This is a genomic window from Stenotrophomonas sp. 14P6.2.3 (assembly GCF_057799055.1).
The window spans coordinates 1-15,367 of sequence record NZ_JBYOLA010000026.1; the positions used below are offsets into that span (position 1 = coordinate 1).

At 65.0% G+C, this 15,367-nt stretch carries 15 protein-coding genes; 11 read left to right on the plus strand and 4 right to left on the minus strand.

The window, feature by feature from the left end; translation table 11 throughout:
• Together AC27VL_RS16675 and lpdA are read left to right on the plus strand one after the other, a co-directional pair.
• A partial coding sequence (locus tag AC27VL_RS16675; RefSeq protein WP_488767455.1) for a dihydrolipoyllysine-residue acetyltransferase occupies positions 1 to 997 on the plus strand: 997 nt, incomplete at its 5' end.
• 107 nt (positions 998 to 1,104) lie between these two features.
• Positions 1,105 to 2,913 carry a dihydrolipoyl dehydrogenase gene (lpdA, locus tag AC27VL_RS16680; protein ID WP_488767457.1) on the plus strand — a complete coding sequence of 603 codons (1,809 nt, stop codon included), beginning with the start codon at positions 1,105 to 1,107 and terminating at the stop codon, positions 2,911 to 2,913.
• 452 nt (positions 2,914 to 3,365) lie between these two features.
• Here lpdA and AC27VL_RS16685 read toward each other — a convergent pair whose 3' ends face one another.
• A complete protein-coding gene (locus tag AC27VL_RS16685) occupies positions 3,366 to 4,184 on the minus strand; it encodes a hypothetical protein (RefSeq protein ID WP_100462343.1) in 819 nt (272 codons plus the stop codon).
• A gap of 496 nt (positions 4,185 to 4,680) precedes the next feature.
• Between AC27VL_RS16685 and AC27VL_RS16690 the strand changes: the two genes are divergently transcribed.
• The 9 genes from AC27VL_RS16690 to AC27VL_RS16730 all read left to right on the plus strand — a co-directional run bounded on the left by AC27VL_RS16690 (position 4,681) and on the right by AC27VL_RS16730 (position 11,846).
• Entirely contained in the window at positions 4,681 to 5,013 is a 333-nt protein-coding gene (locus tag AC27VL_RS16690; protein WP_032952006.1) for a hypothetical protein, read from the plus strand.
• Between the two features lie 31 nt (positions 5,014 to 5,044).
• Positions 5,045 to 5,833, plus strand: coding sequence for a F0F1 ATP synthase subunit A (atpB, locus tag AC27VL_RS16695; RefSeq protein WP_089237055.1), 789 nt, complete (start codon positions 5,045 to 5,047; stop codon positions 5,831 to 5,833).
• 64 nt (positions 5,834 to 5,897) lie between these two features.
• Complete coding sequence (gene atpE / locus AC27VL_RS16700; protein ID WP_089237053.1) at positions 5,898 to 6,200, plus strand: F0F1 ATP synthase subunit C; 303 nt, start codon at positions 5,898 to 5,900, stop codon at positions 6,198 to 6,200.
• Positions 6,201 to 6,314: 114 nt separating this feature from the next.
• Complete coding sequence (locus tag AC27VL_RS16705) at positions 6,315 to 6,785, plus strand: F0F1 ATP synthase subunit B (protein ID WP_025877365.1); 471 nt, start codon at positions 6,315 to 6,317, stop codon at positions 6,783 to 6,785.
• A gap of 2 nt (positions 6,786 to 6,787) precedes the next feature.
• Positions 6,788 to 7,315, plus strand: a complete 528-nt coding sequence (locus tag AC27VL_RS16710) for a F0F1 ATP synthase subunit delta (protein WP_089237051.1) — start codon at positions 6,788 to 6,790, stop codon at positions 7,313 to 7,315.
• 44 nt (positions 7,316 to 7,359) lie between these two features.
• Complete coding sequence (gene atpA, locus AC27VL_RS16715; RefSeq protein ID WP_089237049.1) at positions 7,360 to 8,907, plus strand: F0F1 ATP synthase subunit alpha; 1,548 nt, start codon at positions 7,360 to 7,362, stop codon at positions 8,905 to 8,907.
• A gap of 95 nt (positions 8,908 to 9,002) precedes the next feature.
• Complete coding sequence (gene atpG / locus AC27VL_RS16720) at positions 9,003 to 9,866, plus strand: F0F1 ATP synthase subunit gamma (protein ID WP_089237047.1); 864 nt, start codon at positions 9,003 to 9,005, stop codon at positions 9,864 to 9,866.
• A gap of 38 nt (positions 9,867 to 9,904) precedes the next feature.
• Positions 9,905 to 11,311 (plus strand): F0F1 ATP synthase subunit beta, encoded by a 1,407-nt coding sequence (gene atpD, locus AC27VL_RS16725; protein ID WP_100553628.1) that lies wholly within the window; start codon positions 9,905 to 9,907, stop codon positions 11,309 to 11,311.
• Positions 11,312 to 11,423: 112 nt separating this feature from the next.
• Positions 11,424 to 11,846 (plus strand): F0F1 ATP synthase subunit epsilon, encoded by a 423-nt coding sequence (locus AC27VL_RS16730; protein WP_025877355.1) that lies wholly within the window; start codon positions 11,424 to 11,426, stop codon positions 11,844 to 11,846.
• A 119-nt stretch (positions 11,847 to 11,965) separates the two neighbouring features.
• Here the strand turns inward: AC27VL_RS16730 and AC27VL_RS16735 are convergent, their stop codons facing one another.
• Genes AC27VL_RS16735 through AC27VL_RS16745 form a run of 3 tightly spaced genes read right to left on the minus strand, consistent with a single transcriptional unit; the run spans position 11,966 to position 15,353 of the window.
• On the minus strand, positions 11,966 to 12,349 hold the full coding sequence (locus AC27VL_RS16735; RefSeq protein WP_191077399.1) for a GtrA family protein: 384 nt from the start codon (positions 12,347 to 12,349) through the stop codon (positions 11,966 to 11,968).
• Positions 12,346 to 13,392, minus strand: coding sequence for a glycosyltransferase family 2 protein (locus AC27VL_RS16740; protein WP_488767461.1), 1,047 nt, complete (start codon positions 13,390 to 13,392; stop codon positions 12,346 to 12,348). The genes AC27VL_RS16735 and AC27VL_RS16740 overlap by 4 nt, the downstream gene beginning before the upstream one ends.
• Entirely contained in the window at positions 13,389 to 15,353 is a 1,965-nt protein-coding gene (locus AC27VL_RS16745) for a hypothetical protein (RefSeq protein WP_488767463.1), read from the minus strand. Before AC27VL_RS16745 ends, AC27VL_RS16740 begins: the two co-directional genes overlap by 4 nt.
• Positions 15,354 to 15,367 lie beyond the last annotated feature (14 nt).

A 15,367-nucleotide genomic window follows, 5' to 3' on the forward strand; every position in this document is an offset into this window, starting at 1 on the left:
CGCCAGCGCCCCCTCGGCCGGCGCGCCGAGCAGTCCGCCGGTGCAGTTCAACGCCGATGGCGTGCTGCCGGCCAAGGTGCCCTACGCATCGCCGGTGGTACGCGTGTTCGCCCGTGAGCTGGGTGTCGACCTGCTGCAGGTCAGCGGCAGCGAGAAGGGCGGCCGCATCACCAAGGCCGACGTGCAGAAATTCGTCAAGGCCGCGCTCAGCGGCGGCGCTCCGGCGGCTGCCGGTGGCACCGTGGCCGCCGGCGGTGGCCTCAACCTGCTGCCGTGGCCGAAGGTCGATTTCAGCAAGTTCGGCGACGTTGAAGTGCAGCCGCTGTCGCGCATCAAGAAGATCTCCGGTGCGAACCTGGCCCGCAACTGGGCGATGATCCCGCACGTCACCCAGTTCGAGCAGGCCGACATCACCGACCTGGAAGGCCTGCGCGTGGCGCTGAACAAGGAGAACGAGAAGGCCGGCATCAAGCTGACCATGCTCGCCTTCCTGATCAAGGCCAGCGCTGCGGCGCTGAAGCAGTTCCCGGAGTTCAACGCTTCGCTGGATGCCAGCGGCGAGAACCTGACCCTGAAGAAGTACTTCAACATCGGTTTCGCGGCCGATACCCCGAACGGCCTGGTCGTTCCGGTCATCCGCGATGTCGACAAGAAGGGCGTGGTGCAGATCGCGCAGGAAACCGGCGAGCTGGCCAAGAAGGCGCGCGACGGCAAGCTGGGCCCGGCCGACATGAGCGGCGGCTGCTTCTCGATCAGCTCGCTGGGCGGCATCGGCGGCACCGCGTTCACCCCGATCGTCAATGCACCGGAAGTGGCCATCCTCGGCGTTTCCAAGTCGTCCATCCAGCCGGTCTGGAACGGCAAGGAATTCGCACCGAAGCTGATGCTGCCGCTGTCGCTGAGCTACGACCACCGCGTCATCGATGGCGCCCTGGCCGCACGCTTCACCACGTACCTCTCGCAGGTGCTGGCCGACATGCGCCGCGTGCTGCTGTAAGGCACCGCTTCGCCCCCACCGTGCGGCCGCTGCCCCTGGCGCGGCCGCCTGTCGAAACGCAGTGACAGCCCGCCGGCCACGCCGGTCGGGCACGAGGAAAACCCACCATGGCCACGATTGAAATCAAGGTTCCCGACATCGGCGATTACAGCGATGTACCGGTGATCGAAGTGCTGGTCGCCGTTGGCGATACGGTGAAGAAAGACCAGGGTCTGGTGACCCTGGAGTCGGACAAGGCCACCCTGGAAGTGCCGTCCTCGGCTGCCGGCGTGGTCAAGGAAATCAAGGTCAAGCTGGGCGACAGCCTGTCCGAAGGCGCGGTCGTCGTGCTGCTGGAGACCGAGGGCGCCGCTGAAGCGCCGGCCAAGGCTGCTGCGCCGGCCCCGGCTGCAGCCGCTCCGGCCAGCAAGCCGCCGGTGACCCCGTCGCACCGCGCCCCGGCCGAGCCGGCAGCACCGAAGCCGGCGCTGGCCAGTGGCAAGGCCGCCGACATCGAATGCGAAATGGTCGTGCTGGGCTCGGGCCCGGGCGGCTACACCGCCGCCTTCCGTGCCGCCGACGTCGGCCTGGATACGGTGCTGGTCGAGCGCTATGCCAGCCTCGGCGGCGTCTGCCTCAACGTGGGCTGCATTCCGTCCAAGGCACTGCTGCATGCCGCAGCGGTGATCGACGAAGTCGCCCACGCCGGTGATTTCGGCGTCGAGTTCGGCAAGCCGACCATCACCCTGGACAAGCTGCGCCAGTACAAGGAAAAGGTCGTCAACCAGCTGACCAAGGGCCTGGCCGGCATGGCCAAGCAGCGCAAGGTCCGCAACGTGCAGGGCGTGGGCAAATTCGTGTCGGCCAACGAACTGCTGATCACGGCTGAAGACGGCAGCACCCAGCTGCTGCGCTTCCAGAAGTGCATCATCGCCGCCGGTTCGCAGGCGGTGAAGCTGCCGAACTTCCCGTGGGACGACAAGCGCGTGATGGACTCCACCGACGCTCTGGAACTGGCTGAAGTGCCGGGTTCGCTGCTGGTCGTCGGTGGCGGCATCATCGGCCTGGAAATGGCCACCGTGTACGGTGCGCTGGGCAGCAAGGTGACCGTGGTCGAGTTCATGGACCAGCTGATGCCGGGCGCCGACAAGGACCTGGTCAAGCCGCTGGCCGACCGCCTGAAGAAGCAGGGCATCGAGGTTCACCTGAAGACCAAGGCCTCCGGCGTCACCGCCGATGCCAAGGGCATCACCGTGACCTTCGAAGCCGCCGAGGAAGGCCAGACGCCGGTATTGGCGCAGGGCACCTTCGACCGCGTGCTGGTGGCCGTGGGCCGCTCGCCGAACGGCAAGAAGATCGACGCGGACAAGGCCGGCGTGCAGGTCACCGACCGCGGCTTCATTCCGGTCGACCGGCAGATGCGCACCAACGTGCCGCACATCTTTGCCATCGGCGATATCGTCGGCAACCCGATGCTGGCCCACAAGGCCACGCATGAGGGCAAGCTGGCGGCCGAAGTGGCTGCCGGCCACAAGAAGGAATGGGTGGCCCGCGTGATTCCGTCGGTGGCTTACACCAACCCGGAAATCGCCTGGGTCGGCGTGACCGAGACCGAAGCCAAGGCCAAGGGCCTGAAGGTCGGCGTGGCGAAGTTCCCGTGGGCCGCCAGCGGCCGCGCGATCGGCATCGGTCGCACCGAGGGCTTCACCAAGCTGATCTTCGACGAGGACAGCCATCGCATCATCGGTGGCGCCATCGTCGGCGTGCATGCTGGTGATCTGCTGGCCGAGATCGGCCTGGCGATCGAGATGGGTGCAGAGGCCGAGGACATCGGCCACACCATCCATGCGCACCCGACGTTGAGCGAATCGGTGGCGATGGCCTCGGAAATCTACGACGGCACGATCACCGATCTGTACATGCCGAAGAAGAAATAAGGCGCCCGCGCCTTCCCGAACAAAAAGCCCCGGCATCTGCCGGGGTTTTTTGTTGGGCTTCGATCAATCTCATTGCGAGCGGTGGGGCCGCTGCGCGGGTGGCAGGCATTTCGACAAATGTCCCCCGTCGCCCGCCTGTGGCGGTCGCCTCCTCCTTTACTTTGTCGAAACGCCTGCCGCCCGCGCAGCGGCTCGGCTTGCGGACAGTCGAGAGCCAGTGCCAAAGCCGCCCGGGTGTCTGACACGCGGAGGGAGAGGGGGCTGGGTGCGAAGTAAAGGAGGAGGTGACGGCCGCAGGCCGGCGCCGGGGGACATTCGCACGCAGCCCCCTCTCCCTCCAGCGCTCGACCAACCTGCTCTTGCCCCTGCACGGAACAACAGCACAAAAAAACGCGGCCCCCGATGTTCCGGAGGCCGCGCCAGGAGAGAGCGTTGTGGAAGAGGCGCAGGGCTTAGAAGGTGACGCTGATACCGGCCACCGGGCCCTTGAATTCCTGCTTCAGGCCGATGGTGCCGTCGCTGCCCTTCTTGTCCGCATCCAGCTTGAACCAGTCGTAGCCGGCGAACACGCCGAAGTTGTCGGTGAAGCGGTAATCGACGATCGCGTTGGCGCGGCTGAGGTCACCCTTGTAGTCGTCGAAGCTGCCCCAGCGCGTGTTGAGGTACTGGCCCTGCAGCGTGATCATCCACTTTTCGGACGGGGTGAAGCTCAGGCGTGCACCGACCACCGGCGCAACACCGTCGGTCTTCTCGTCCAGGAACTGGCCTTCGTACACCGTGCCAAGGTCGGCGTAGCCCTTGGTGCTGACCTTCGCGTACTCGGCACCCAGCTGCAGGCCGAGGTCGAACTTCTCGGTGTCCACCACCGAGTAGTCATACACCAGGCTGGCCACCTGATACTTCAGCTCTGCCTTGACGAAGCTGTCGGCCGGCACGTTGACGTTGCCGAAGGAAATATCCTGGCCGAGCGTCTCGCGGCGGTCCTTGTCGTACTTGAAGTAGTTGAACAGCAGGCGCTGGCGGTTGCTGATGCGGAACATGCCGTCGATACGCGGCTCCCATTCCTTGCCGCCCAGCTTGAAGTCCTCGGAGAAGCCGACGTCCTGGCCGGCGACGTTGGTGTTGCCGCGCAGGGTATTGTCCGAGTCGATGTTCATCGCACCCAGGCGCAGGGCGAAGCGGTCATCGCCTTCGGCGGCATGGGCGGCGGAGGCGAACGACGCGCCGGCAGCGAGAAGCGAGAGGGCGAGCAGGGTGGGGACGGAGCGCATCGAAAGAGTCCTTGCAGTGGTTCATCGGAATGAAGGCCACTTTGCCGGACGTCGCTGTCCACCATCCGTGAACGTATGGTCCACACGGTGTGGACGGTTCAGCGCTGTCGGTGCCGTGCGAAAAGATGGCCCCGGAGCGGCGCTTCGGGGCCATCATGGGGACCTGCAGGCGAAGCGTCGACGAGGTAGCTGCAGGCAGGTCGCAGGATCGGACCATCGCCGTCGGTGGAAAGTTCCGTCGCCTGCGACCAAAGTTGAATACGTTGCGGCGCAACATCGCGCAGATGTCATTGTCCCCGTGGTGGGCTGCAGAACCGCAGCCCTTACCGCAACTTGCGCTGTTCCGATATGAACAGGGACCGGTTGTCTCGCAAATTGTCCCATTGCTATAATTTGGCGGCTCGATGAGGCCCCCCTGCTGTAGTCGCCTCAGCCATCCACTTGTAACCACGCGGGACGTCCTGTGCTGAACTCCGTAGAAACGGGTCGGCGACTGATGCTGCGCGCCGCGGTCTACCCGCTGGCCGCAGTGGCTGTCCTGGCTCTGGCCTTCCTGCTGGTAGGGCCGAAGTATGCCCTTGGTGCCCTGGCATCCGGCGTGGCGGTTTCGGCCGGTGGTTGGGTGGCGGCAAGGATGGCATTGGGTGGTGGTGCGCTGGGGGCCGGTTCGGCCATGGCGCGCCTGATCGTTGCGATCGTGGCCAAGTGGGCGCTCGTTTTTGGTGTCCTGATGGTGGGGTTCCTGGTCTTCAAGCTGCCTGCATTGGCGCTGTTGGCCGGTATCGCCGTCGGGCTGATGTTCCAGGTCCTGGCCATGGCCAGGCGCTAATCGAATTCATTTAACTTAAGGTTCCGGACACATGGCAGGCGAGGCGCTTACACCCACCTCCTACATCCAGCATCACCTGCACAATCTGACGGCAGGTCATGGCTCTCCGTGGGCAATCCACGTGGACACGCTGGTGACCTCGCTGCTGATGGGCCTGGTGATGGTCGTCGCCTTCTGGCTCGGCACCCGCAAGGCCACCTCCGGCGTGCCGGGCAAGTGGCAGGCGTTCGTCGAGATCTGCCTGGAGTTCGTTGACCGCCAGGCCAAGGACACCTACCACGGCACCAGCAAGCTGGTGACCCCGATCGCGATCACGATCTTCTTCTGGATCCTCCTGATGAACCTCATCAAGATGATCCCGGCCGACTTCATCGCCAAGCCGCTCGAACTGATGGGCGTGCCGTACTGGAAGCCGGTCCCCACCGCTGACGTCAATGCCACCCTGGGCATGTCGATCAGCGTGTTCTTCCTGATGCTGTTCTTCGCGCTGCGCGCCAAGGGCTTTGGCGGTTTCGCCAAGGAATTCCTGACCGCACCGTTTGGCAAGTGGATGATGCCGTTCAACCTGATCCTGAACATCGTCGAGTGGCTGAGCAAGCCGATCTCGCTGGCGATGCGACTGTTCGGCAACATGTTCGGCGGTGAAATCGTGTTCCTGCTGATCTGGGTGCTGGGCGGTGCAGGTATCGCCGGCATGTTTGCAGGCGCGTTCGCCGGCTTCGGCTGGATGCTGTTCCACCTTCTGGTGATTCCGCTGCAGGCCTTCATCTTCATGATGCTGTCCATCGTGTACCTGAGCCTGTCGGAAGACGCTCACTGAGTTTCGCTTCACCCTTCATCCGTTTGTTTCTAAACCCTTAGCAATCAAGTTCCTGGAGAAAACCATGTACTTCGCCGTCCTGACCAATCTCGCCCAAGTTCAGAGCTCCACCGTCCTCGCCGTCGGCATCATGATCGGCCTGGCCGCGCTGGGCGCCGGTCTGGGTCTGGCCATCATGGCCGGTAAGTTCCTGGAGTCGGCCGCGCGCCAGCCGGAACTGATCCCGGTCCTGCAGGTCCGCATGTTCATCACCGCCGGCCTGATCGACGCCGCCTTCATCATCTCGGTCGCCGTGGGCCTGCTGTTCGCCTTCGCCAACCCGATGGTCGGCGAGTTCGTCTCGCGCCTGCCGGCAATCGCTGGCTGATCCAGCGAAAGCGAAACGACCGGGCGCCGCAGGCGCCTGGTCGCGGATGAAGGTTCGGAGGCGCCGCCCGTGTGGCGGCGCGTCCATCCCGTCACAACCGACTGAGCGAACCCCATGGATATCGGTTTTACCCTCATCGCCCAGGCCCTGGCCTTTGCCGCCCTGATCTGGCTCATCGCGACCAAGATCTGGCCGCCGCTGATGAACGCGATCGAAGAGCGCCAGCAGAAGATCGCTGAAGGCCTCGCTGCTGCCGACCGCAGCCAGAAAGATCTGGCCCAGGCGCAGGACAAGGTCAATGAAGCGCTGAAGGAAGCCCGCACCAAGGCCAACGAGATCATCGATCAGGCCCACGCGCGTGCCAACCAGATCGTCGACGCGGCCCGCAACGAAGCTGTTGCCGAAGCCACCCGTCAGAAGGATCTGGCCCAGGCCGAAATCGACGCCGCCGCCAACCGTGCCCGTGAAGATCTGCGCAAGCAGGTGTCCGCGCTGGCCGTGACCGGTGCCGAAAAGCTGCTCAAGCGCGAAATCGACGCCAACGCCCACAAGGCGCTGCTCGACGAGCTGGCCTCGGAGATTTAAGGATGAGCCAGGCCCTCACGCTTGCCCGCCCGTACGCCCGCGCCGCCTTCGCGACCGCGCGTGACGAAGGCGCGTTCGCGCCGTGGTCGGACGCTTTGGCGTTCTCCGCCCACGTCGCCGCCGACCCGCGCGTGGCGGCCCTGCTCGCCAACCCGGAGCTGGGTCGCGATGACGCCGTCGCCCTGCTGGCGCCGGAGTCCCGCGGCGAGACCTACTCGCGCTTCCTGGCTGTGCTTGCCGAATCGCATCGTCTGCCGCTGCTGCCGGAAATCGCTGGCATGTTCGACGCGCTGCGCGCCGAGGCCGAGCACGTGGTCAAGGCCACGGTGACCTCCGCGGCCGAGCTGTCGGTTGCCGAGCTGGACGCGATCAAGGCCGCGCTGCGCAAGCGCTTCAACCGCGAGGTCGAAGTGGCCACCGCGGTCGACGCCTCGCTGATCGGCGGCGCTGTGATCGACGCCGGCGACGTGGTCATCGATGGTTCGCTGAAGGGCAAGCTGGCCCGTCTGCAGACCGCGCTCGCTAACTGAATTCATTTAACGTCCGGCCCCGCTGCCGGCACTAGGACTTGACGATGGCAACCACGCTCAACCCCTCCGAAATCAGCGAACTGATCAAGAACCGCATCGAGAAGGTCAAGCTGGCCGCGGAATCGCGCAACGAAGGCACCGTGACCAGCGTGTCCGACGGCATCGTGCGCATCTTCGGTCTGGCCGACGTGATGCAGGGCGAAATGATCGAACTGCCGAACAACACCTTCGCCCTGGCCCTGAACCTGGAGCGCGACTCGGTCGGCGCCGTGGTCCTGGGTGGCTACGAGAAAGTGCGCGAAGGTGACGTCGCCAAGACCACCGGCCGCATCCTGGAAGTGCCGGTCGGTCCGGAACTGCTGGGCCGCGTCGTCAACGCACTCGGCGAGCCGATCGACGGCAAGGGCCCGCTGGGCACCGACCTGACCGCTCCGGTGGAGCGCGTTGCTCCGGGCGTGATCTGGCGCAAGTCGGTCGACCAGCCGGTGCAGACCGGTTACAAGTCGGTCGACTCGATGATCCCGATCGGCCGTGGCCAGCGCGAGCTGGTCATCGGTGACCGCCAGACCGGCAAGACCGCGCTGGCCATCGATGCGGTGATCAACCAGAAGGGCACCGGCATCAAGTGCGTGTACGTAGCGATCGGCCAGAAGGCCTCGACCGTTGCCAACATCGTGCGCAAGCTGGAAGAGAACGGCGCCCTGGCGCACACCATCGTGGTGGCTGCCACCGCGTCCGAATCGGCCGCGATGCAGTACATCAGCGCCTACTCGGGCTGCACCATGGGCGAGTACTTCATGGACCGCGGCGAAGACGCGCTGATCGTGTACGACGATCTGTCCAAGCAGGCCGTGGCCTACCGCCAGATCTCGCTGCTGCTGAAGCGCCCGCCGGGCCGTGAAGCCTACCCGGGTGACGTGTTCTACCTGCACTCCCGTCTGCTCGAGCGCGCTGCCCGCGTGTCCGAGGAATATGTCGAGAAGTTCACCGAAGGCAAGGTCACCGGCAAGACCGGTTCGCTGACCGCGCTGCCGATCATCGAAACCCAGGCCGGCGACGTCTCCGCGTTCGTTCCGACCAACGTGATCTCGATCACCGACGGCCAGATCTTCCTGGAAACCGATCTGTTCAACGCCGGCATCCGCCCGGCCGTGAACGCCGGTATCTCGGTGTCGCGCGTCGGTGGTTCGGCGCAGACCAAGATCATCAAGAAGCTGTCCGGCGGCATCCGTATCTCGCTGGCCCAGTACCGCGAGCTGGCTGCGTTCGCGCAGTTCGCTTCGGATCTGGACGAAGCCACCCGCAAGCAGCTGGAGCGCGGCCAGCGCGTCACCGAGCTGATGAAGCAGAAGCAGTACGCACCGATGTCGATCGCCAACCAGGCGCTGTCGATCTACGCCGTCAACGAGGGTTACCTCGACGACGTGCCGGTCAGCAAGCTGCTGGCGTTCGAAGAAGGCCTGCACGCGCACTTCGCCAACACCCAGGGCGAGCTGATCGGCAAGGTCAACGCCACCGGCGGTTGGGACAACGACATCGAAGGTGCCTTCAAGAAGGGCATCGTCGAGTTCAAGACCACCGGCAGCTGGTAATCGAGGTCCTGTAGAGCGGAGCGATGCTCCGCTGGACCAGACGATCAAACGGTTGAACAACGCGGGGCCCAGGCCCCGCGCCACGGGAATAAAAGATGGCAAGCGGACGCGAAATCAAAACCAAGATCAAGAGCGTGCAGAACACCCGCAAGGTGACGCGCGCCCTGGAAATGGTCTCGGCCTCCAAGATCCGCAAGGCGCAGGATCGGATGAAGACCTCGCGTCCGTACGCGCAGGCGATGAAGCAGGTGATCGGCCACCTGGCGCAGGCCAGCACCGATTACCAGCATCCGTTCCTGGTCGAGCGTGAGCAGGTCAAGCGGGTCGGTTTCATCGTGATCTCCTCCGATCGCGGTCTGGCCGGCGGCCTCAACAACAACCTGTTCCGCAAGATGCTTGGCGAAGCCAAGGCCTGGCAGGACAAGGGCGCCGAAGTGGACCTGGTGACCATCGGCCAGAAGGCATCGACCTTCTTCCGCCGGGTCAAGGTGAACATGGTCGGCACGGTGACCCACATCGGCGACACGCCGAAGCTGGAATCGCTGATCGGTGTGATCAAGGTCATGCTCGACGCCTTCACCGAAGGCAAGGTCGACCGCGTGTATCTGGTCTACAACCGCTTCGTCAACACGATGGTGCAGAAGGCCAGCTTCGATCAGCTGCTGCCGCTGCCGGCCGCCGAGAAGCAGGTTGCGCACCACGACTGGGACTACCTGTACGAACCCGATGCCGCGACCGTGCTCGAGCACGTGATGACGCGTTACATCGAGTCGCTGGTGTACCAGGCGCTGCTGGAAAACGTCGCTTCCGAGCATGCCGCGCGCATGGTGGCGATGAAGTCGGCCAGTGACAACGCCAACAAGCTGATCGGAACCCTGCAGCTGGTCTACAACAAGGCCCGCCAGGCAGCGATCACCCAGGAAATCTCCGAAATCGTCGGCGGCGCGGCAGCAGTCTGACCGCGTTCGTTAAAAGCACACATTTAGAGGATGCAGCAATGAGTCAGGGCAAGATCGTTCAGATCATCGGCGCCGTCGTCGACGTCGAATTCCCCCGCGAGTCGGTGCCGAAGGTGTACCACGCGCTGAAGGTGGACAACACCGAAATCACCCTGGAAGTGCAGCAGCAGCTCGGTGACGGCGTGGTCCGCTGCATCGCGCTGGGCTCCACCGATGGCCTGAAGCGCAACCTGGTGGCCACCAACACCGAGCGCGGCATCTCCGTGCCGGTCGGCGCTGGCACCCTGGGCCGCATCATGGACGTGCTCGGCCGTCCGATCGACGAAGCCGGTCCGGTTACCGCCAGCGACACCTGGGAAATCCACCGTGCTGCTCCGTCGTACGAAGACCAGTCCCCGGCCACCGAGCTGCTGGAAACCGGCATCAAGGTCATCGACCTGATGTGCCCGTTCGCCAAGGGCGGCAAGGTCGGCCTGTTCGGCGGCGCCGGCGTCGGCAAGACCGTCAACATGATGGAACTGATCAACAACATCGCCAAGGCGCACAGCGGTCTGTCCGTGTTCGCCGGCGTGGGTGAGCGTACCCGTGAGGGCAACGACTTCTACCACGAGATGAAGGACTCCAACGTCCTGGACAAGGTCGCGATGGTGTACGGCCAGATGAACGAGCCGCCGGGCAACCGTCTGCGCGTCGCCCTGACCGGCCTGACCATGGCCGAGTACTTCCGCGACGAGAAGGACGAGAACGGCAAGGGCAAGGACGTGCTGCTGTTCGTGGACAACATCTACCGCTACACCCTGGCCGGTACCGAAGTGTCGGCACTGCTGGGTCGTATGCCGTCGGCAGTGGGTTACCAGCCGACCCTGGCCGAGGAAATGGGCGTCCTGCAGGAGCGCATCACCTCGACCAAGAATGGTTCGATCACCTCGATCCAGGCCGTCTACGTGCCGGCCGATGACTTGACCGATCCGTCGCCGGCGACCACCTTCGCCCACCTTGACTCGACCGTGACCCTGTCGCGTTCGATCGCTTCGCTGGGTATCTACCCGGCGGTCGATCCGCTGGATTCCACCAGCCGCCAGATGGACCCGCTGGTCATCGGCCACGAGCACTACGACACCGCCCAGCGCGTCCAGCAGACCCTGCAGAAGTACAAGGAACTGAAGGACATCATCGCCATCCTGGGCATGGACGAACTGTCCGAAGAAGACAAGCAGGCCGTGTCGCGCGCCCGCAAGATCGAGCGCTTCTTCAGCCAGCCGTTCCACGTGGCCGAAGTGTTCACCGGCTCGCCGGGCAAGTACGTGTCGCTGAAGGACACCATCCGTGGCTTCAAGGCCATCGTCGATGGCGAGTACGACCACCTGCCGGAGCAGGCGTTCTACATGGTCGGCAGCATCGAAGAAGCGGTCGAGAAGGCCAAGAAGATGGCCGAGAAGGCCTGATGCGGCAGGGACGGGCACGCGCCCGTCCCGACCGTGACACGGGGTGGGCCTGCGCCCACCGCTGCGGAATCCCTGCGGTGGGTTCGACCCGCCCCCTAGCGAAGAGAGTTACATGAGCACCATCCGTTGCGACATCGTCAGCGCCGAGCAGGAAATCTTCCGTGGCGAAGCGACCCTGGTCGTGGCCACCGGTGAGCTGGGCGAACTGGGCATCGCGCCCAAGCACGCACCGCTGATCACCCGCCTGAAGCCGGGCAAGGTGGTAGTGACCACGCCGAGTGGCGAGCAGCTGGATTTCGCCATTTCCGGCGGCATCCTGGAAGTGCAGCCGCAGGTGGTGACCGTGCTGGCCGACACCGCGATCCGCGCACAGGACATCGACGAAGCCTCGGTCCGCAAGGCCAAGGAAGAAGCCGAGCGCATCCTGGCCAACCGCGGCGAAGCGATGGAAGTGGCCGAAGCCCAGCAGAAGCTGGCCGAAGCGGTTGTCCAGCTGCAGGCGCTGGAGCGCCTGCGCAAGACCCTCAAGCACTGAACCGTGCCGAGGTGACACCTCTGCCTGCAAGGCATGGGTGAGTGCAGGAACGCCGGCTGCCATGCCGGCGTTTTTGTTTGTTTTCCGCTGCCGCATGCCCGGAGCAGGCCGCCATCCGGTCAGCGGTACACGACGTGCCGCAGCAGCACGAAAGTCACCAGGGCCAGGCCACCTTCCACCAGCGGTTTGGCGAGCCACGCGTACTGCAGCCCCAACGCATGGTCGACCGCTGTCACCAGCAGGGTGCTGGCCGCGGTGAGCAGAATCCAGAGCAGGAAGAAACGCGCGAAGCGCTTCCAGCCCAGGCGCTGTTGGCCGGCGGCAGCAAAGGTATAGCGGCCATTGAGCCAGAAGCCGAGCAGCATGCCGGCCAAACGGCCGACGATGTTGGCAGGAGCGACCGGCAGCCCGAGTGCGGTGCTTCCCACGAACACCAGCCAGTCCAGCAGCAGCTGCACCAGGCCGATGACGATGTATGCGCTGCCCTGGCGCAGGAGGGTCATTGCCGAGGCTTCCCGATGACGCTGCGCAGGGCCTGTTCGACGCCAAGCAGACGATGCACGGGTTGCCGCGGTTCGCTGGCTACATCGAAATTGAGCCAGGACAACAGCATCTGCATGCCCACGATGATGGGCAGGCCGGCGATCATCACGGTACCCGCAGTGGCCGGTACACCACTGTCGGCTGAGAGGCACCACCGCCAAAGGCCAAATATGCCGCCGCCGGCCAGTAGAACGCTGCCAAGCAGCAGCTCTACGCTGGCCAGCGAGAAGCCGCGTATGCCGTAGCTGTAAAGCAGGCGACGCAGGGTGTTGCGCAGATGCCCCAGCAGGAACGGGCCAAGGATGCGTAACGGGCTCAGGCTGCTGGTTTCGTCTTCATAGCGGGCGCGCATCGGTACATCGATCACCACGGCACGCACCTGGTTGAGGTGATACAGCAGGTCCGATTCGAAGAAGTAGCGCTTTGCGATCCGCTCGAGCTCCAGCTCGTGCAGTACTTCACTGCGGATCGCCGTGTAGCCGTTGGTCGGATCAGCGATCTGCCAGTATCCGCTGGACAGCTTGGTCATGAACGAAAGCGCCGCATTGCCGGCCAGGCGCACCCAAGGCATGCCGCGCACGAAGCCGACGCGATGGAAACGGTTGCCCTTGGCATAGTCCGCGTGGCCGGACAGAAGTGGGCTGGCAAAGCGGGGAAGCAGACCGGCATCCATCTGCCCGTCGCCGTCGAGCTTGACCACCACATGGGCAGGTGTCTGCAGCGCGTGGTGGTAGCCGGTCAGCGTGGCACCACCCACTCCTTGGTTCTGCTCGTGATGGACCACGATGACGCGCGGATCGGTGCAGTGTTCGCGAATCCAGGCGCCGCTTGCCTCGGGACAGGCATCATCGACGGCGATGATCCAGCCCACTTCCGGTCCGATGCCGGCGATGACCTGCAGGATATGCGCGCGCACGCGATAGCACGGGATCACCACCGCGATGCGCGGCGAGTCGTCGGGCCGGACCGCTGTGGTGGGGCTGGTCGGAGGGGGGATGCTCATCGCGATGGCTTTCCTGGGGGCGCCGGGAGGCTCCACCACTGGCGGCCGCCGGCTTCTTCGCGCAGGTGGGCACCTGCCAGCTCAAGTGCGAGTTTCTGTGAGGGTGTGAGCGTTTCACCGCGGAGGATGACGTGCCTGACCTGCTGTTGCTGCAGCATGGCGAGCCAGCGCTTGCCGCTGGGATCCAGCTCGGCGTTGGCGGCGGCCGCCTGCAGGCTGGGCGAGTACCAGCTGATCGTGCGCCCACGGGTACCGAATTCGGCGGAGAACGGGTCACCCGGATCCAGCAGCAGCACGGTGCCCTCGTCTTCACCCGACGCACGGATGGCTGCGGCCAGTGCGCGTTCGGGTGCAAAACGCTGGAACAACGGAGCATCGCGGCCAGCCGCCTTCAGCGTGTCCTTCAACGCTCCGCTACGCAGCATCCAGTAGCCGGTGGATTGGAAGCTGACATTGAGCACGCACAGCGCCACCAGCAGTCCAATGAGAGGCCGGCGCAGGGGACCGGCGCCGAGCGACGCCACGGCGACCACGCACAGCAATGCCATGCCAGGATAGGCGTAGCGCAGGTACTGGATCGGCAACAGCGGCAGTGCCAGCACGGCCAGTGCCACCAGTGCCGCCGCGCGAGTTGGCGGACGCAGCACGGCCAGCAGCCACAGCCCGGCCAAGCCGATCAGGACCACGCCCGCCGCACCATCGTGCGATTCGAAGTAGCGCGATGAATGGAAGGTCAGTGCCCACGGCAGGTCGGGACCGAAGCCGATCTTGTACTTCAGGTCGATGAAGTTCGTCGGAGCGAAGTAGGGAGACTGGAAGATGCCGTTGAACAGCGGCAGCACCGGATTGCCAGCAATCCACTGCGCGAACACGTAGTTGGCACCACCGACCAGCAGTCCTGCCAGCAGCACCAGGCCGATGCGCGGCAACGACGGCCACGGATGGCGGATCAGGGCCCAGGCCAGGACAGGTAGTGCCATCACCGCACTCATCGACTTCATCGCCAGCAGTCCACCGGCCAGCACCGCCAGCAGCATCCAGTTGGACAAGCGGCCATCACGGGGCGCGGCAGCCAGCGCACACATCCAGAGCAGCACCGCAGCGGTTGGCAGCTCGGTCTGCATGCCACCCGCCAGGCCGGCGGTCAGCGGCAGGCTGGCTACCATGGCAACCGCTAGCCAGCGCAACAGCACGCTCGCGCCGAGCTGCGCCGCAAGCTGCCAGGCGCCCGTGGCCAGCAGCAACAGCCAGATCGCGTTGACCGGGCCGCGTGATTCAGCCCCTGCGATTACCTGCGGTACTGCCTGGATGATATCCGTCGCCCAGGGCGCCAGCGCCCAGATCTGGTGCTGGGGCGCCGGTTGATAGACGCCCTGTTCCAGCAACTGCCATGGCAAGCGCAGGTGGTAGGTGAGGTCGTCGTACTGCAGGGTCGGCAACCAGCAGGCGGTACTGGCCAAGCCCACCACCAGCACAGCGAAAGCGGCGCTGCGCGGCGCGTCCGCCACGGACTGCCGCCACTGCGCCAGGCCGGCCCGCAACGATGACCACAGCAGCGAACGGCGCCAGATCACCACGGCAAGGCCCACCGGCAGATAGACCCAGCGGAAATGGATCGGAACCAGCAGGGTCCAGCCCAGCACTGCCGAAAGTCCCAACAGGCCAGCCATCGCCTGCAGGGCCAACGGGCGCTGCACGAACAGCGCCTGACCGATCACGATCGCAACCAGCAGCAGCAAGACCGCTGCCAGCAGCGGAAATACCCCGGTGAACAGGGGGAGCAGAAGTATCCAGAGCACCGCCAGACCGCTGGCCATGGACCAGCCACGCAGGCGTCGCATCAGCCATGCAAAGGCGCAGGTCAGCAGACCCAGTGCGACCAGTTCACCGAAGCGACCCGATGGCAGGCTCTTGAGCAGTGGCGTGATGGCCAGGCCGATGAGCAGCAGGAGTGGGCCCATCCAGGGCAGCAGAT

Excerpts from the sequence above, each read along its gene's own strand:
- AC27VL_RS16745 (WP_488767463.1), bottom strand. The coding sequence starts at position 15,353 with ATGGGCCCACTCCTGCTGCTCATCGGCCTGGCCATCACGCCACTGCTC.
- atpE (WP_089237053.1), top strand. The coding sequence starts at position 5,898 with ATGTACTTCGCCGTCCTGACCAATCTCGCCCAAGTTCAGAGCTCCACC.
- atpD (WP_100553628.1), top strand. The coding sequence starts at position 9,905 with ATGAGTCAGGGCAAGATCGTTCAGATCATCGGCGCCGTCGTCGACGTC.
- AC27VL_RS16730 (WP_025877355.1), top strand. The coding sequence starts at position 11,424 with ATGAGCACCATCCGTTGCGACATCGTCAGCGCCGAGCAGGAAATCTTC.
- AC27VL_RS16710 (WP_089237051.1), top strand. The coding sequence starts at position 6,788 with ATGAGCCAGGCCCTCACGCTTGCCCGCCCGTACGCCCGCGCCGCCTTC.
- AC27VL_RS16740 (WP_488767461.1), bottom strand. The coding sequence starts at position 13,392 with ATGAGCATCCCCCCTCCGACCAGCCCCACCACAGCGGTCCGGCCCGAC.
- AC27VL_RS16705 (WP_025877365.1), top strand. The coding sequence starts at position 6,315 with ATGGATATCGGTTTTACCCTCATCGCCCAGGCCCTGGCCTTTGCCGCC.
- lpdA (WP_488767457.1), top strand. The coding sequence starts at position 1,105 with ATGGCCACGATTGAAATCAAGGTTCCCGACATCGGCGATTACAGCGAT.
- AC27VL_RS16690 (WP_032952006.1), top strand. The coding sequence starts at position 4,681 with ATGCTGCGCGCCGCGGTCTACCCGCTGGCCGCAGTGGCTGTCCTGGCT.
- atpG (WP_089237047.1), top strand. The coding sequence starts at position 9,003 with ATGGCAAGCGGACGCGAAATCAAAACCAAGATCAAGAGCGTGCAGAAC.
- atpA (WP_089237049.1), top strand. The coding sequence starts at position 7,360 with ATGGCAACCACGCTCAACCCCTCCGAAATCAGCGAACTGATCAAGAAC.
- AC27VL_RS16685 (WP_100462343.1), bottom strand. The coding sequence starts at position 4,184 with ATGCGCTCCGTCCCCACCCTGCTCGCCCTCTCGCTTCTCGCTGCCGGC.
- atpB (WP_089237055.1), top strand. The coding sequence starts at position 5,045 with ATGGCAGGCGAGGCGCTTACACCCACCTCCTACATCCAGCATCACCTG.
- AC27VL_RS16735 (WP_191077399.1), bottom strand. The coding sequence starts at position 12,349 with ATGACCCTCCTGCGCCAGGGCAGCGCATACATCGTCATCGGCCTGGTG.